2 protein-coding genes are annotated in these 2,637 nt (G+C 32.3%); both read left to right on the plus strand.

Translation table 11 applies throughout. The annotated features are described in order from the left end of the window. Nucleotides 1-1,187: 1,187 nt before the first annotated feature. A complete protein-coding gene (locus tag HHX25_RS20270) occupies nucleotides 1,188-2,360 on the plus strand; it encodes a FecR family protein (protein WP_169677206.1) in 1,173 nt (390 codons plus the stop codon). Between the two features lie 27 nt (nucleotides 2,361-2,387). After that, nucleotides 2,388-2,637 (plus strand): hypothetical protein (locus HHX25_RS20275; RefSeq protein ID WP_169677208.1); only part of this gene is annotated, 250 nt, incomplete at its 3' end.

Here is a 2,637-nt window from a genome sequence, read left to right on the forward strand (position 1 = left end):
TTGTGATATCTCGACCATACCTCGTTTCGACTACGCTCAACGTCCACGTTTCGGTATGACAGTTAATTAATAGTCTTCATTCTAAATAAATTTGGGTACTAAATATTCTAAACAATTATATAATATTGAATAGGAACCCTGTCAGACCCCAGAAATAAAGAGCGGAAAGCGTAACTGCCAAGCACAGCTTGAAGCATGCAGCTTTTAAAGCGAGTGGTGCGCAGCAATTTCCTTAGTCTGACTTGATTTTTTTGGTTCGTTTTTTATCAAGAAAAAAATGAACGGACATCATAAAAATAAAATGATGTTGTGGTATCACGACCATACCTCGTTTCGACTACGCTCAACGTCCACGTTTCGGTATGACAGCTAATTAATAGCCTCTATATTTTAAACCAACCCAGTTATAAATAAATTTGGAGACCATAAATTCTAAACAATTATATAATGTTGAATAGGAACCCTGTCAGACCCCAGAAATAATGAGCGGAAAGCGTAACTGCCAAGCGCAGCTTGAAGCATGCAGCTTTTAGAGCGAATGATGCACAGCAATTTCCTTTTGTCTGACTTGATTTTTTTGGTTCGTTTTTTTATCAAGAAAAAAATGAACAGACATCATAAAAATAAATGAAGATGAGATGTCACGACCATACCGCATTTCAACCCATTGAACCCCTCATTTTTTATACACTAAGCCTATCAAAGTGAAAGCAAAAAATCACAAATAAATATTATTCTACCCTTTCTCCTTTATATTAATTTGCCTAAATTAATTCTTTTTAATATGCTTCTACTTTGCAAATTATAAAAAATTAAACACCTTTTTTATTTTTTATAATTAAATAATTTTTTTTAGTTAAATATCTTGTTATTAATTAGTTAGTAAATATAGTCAGGTGAAAAAAAACCTCAATTCCTTAACAATTAAATAACTTTTTCTTTACACAAGCCACCCCTTTTATATTTTTAGTTGTAATAATTATATAGCAGAACTTATCTAATTCTCTCTTATCAAAGCGAAAAATGATGCGCTCTCACTTCCCCAATTTACCTTTTTTTAATTGTAGTATAGCATAGCATATACTTTGAAATGAAAAAGGTAAAACTGAATGGTGAATGATAAGTAGATGTGATATTTATTATATCATAAGAATGAAGGTGAGCTTATAATTTAACTAATAGCATTAATGGGTCATTCCAATAAAATAAAATCGCTCTCAAAAAAAATAGCAGCTTCATTAATTAAAGATGAAGCCCCTAGTGATTTAGAAACGTCTGGGATATTTAATATTAAGACAAAAGAGGACATACTTATGGCTATTAAAGAAAGTAAACATGCAAAACTTTTAAAGGAAATAGATACAGAAAAGGATTGGAAGACTTTAAAAAGAAAGATACAACAAGGTTCTAGAAAACCTGTTAGACTTTGGTCTTATGGTGTAGCTGCTTCTGTTATACTATTAATCTCCATAGGTTTAGTTTTTAATAAAACAAATAACAATCAGGATTTTGATTATAAAGAACCTACCATTGTAAACAATAATATAGAAATAGGAACCGACAAAGCGACCCTAACATTAGAAGACGGCTCTAATATCACTTTGGAAAAAGGACAAGTTTACGAATCAAATAATATAACCAGTAACGGAGAGGAGATTATTTATCAATCACCGTCATCCCGAGCGCTTAACTCGTCGAGAGACAATCACTACAATATTCTAACCATTCCCAGAGGTGGTCAATTCTATATCAAATTATCCGATGGTACCAAAGTATGGTTAAATTCTGAATCCAAACTTAAATACCCCGTAGCATTTCATGCTGGGAAAACCCGTCAGGTAGAATTGGTTTATGGGGAAGCCTATTTTGATGTATCTCCTAGTACGAAGCACCAGGGCGCGAAGTTTAAAGTACATCATCAATCTCAGGAAGTTGAGGTGCTAGGCACAGAATTTAATATTAAAGCCTATAAAGACGAGGCTAATATCTACACAACATTGGTGGAAGGGAAGGTAGCTGTAAGTACTAATGGTGCTAATAAAATATTAGAGCCGAATCAACAATTACACCTTAATCTAAAAACGAATAACACAACGATTTCTAAAGTGGATGTCTACAATGAAACCGCTTGGAAAGATGGTGTCTTTAGTTTTGAAAATATGTCATTAAAAGAAATCATGAAAGTACTATCGCGTTGGTATGATATGGAGGTCATTATTCAAGATGATGTACAAAAAGAAGAGAAGTTTATTGGAACCTTTAATAAGAGTAATAGCATTGAAGATATCCTAATGGCGATTAAGAATACAGGTTTTATTAAAAACTATGAAATACACGATAAAGTATTAACTATTAAATGAATTACTAACAATTAAATAATCCCTATTATGAAACAGCAATACACAATTTGTAGACAGTTTAAGATTTTATTAAAGATGTTACATGTGTCCCCCATGAAAAATGACATTACAAGCATAAAAAAGATTACAATTTTGTTTTTAACCCTATCACTATCATTCACTTTTAATACAATCGGAGCTCAAACTTTATTTGGTTCTGAGACAGCAGCTGCAAGTGGTGATAGCACAACCGAAACCATTGATGGAATAACACTCACAGTGACAAATAATAATGTTG

The organism is Flavivirga algicola (assembly GCF_012910715.1).
GTDB classification, from domain to species: Bacteria; Bacteroidota; Bacteroidia; order Flavobacteriales; family Flavobacteriaceae; genus Flavivirga; species Flavivirga algicola.

Excerpts from the sequence above, each read along its gene's own strand:
- HHX25_RS20270 (WP_169677206.1), top strand. The coding sequence starts at position 1,188 with ATGGGTCATTCCAATAAAATAAAATCGCTCTCAAAAAAAATAGCAGCT.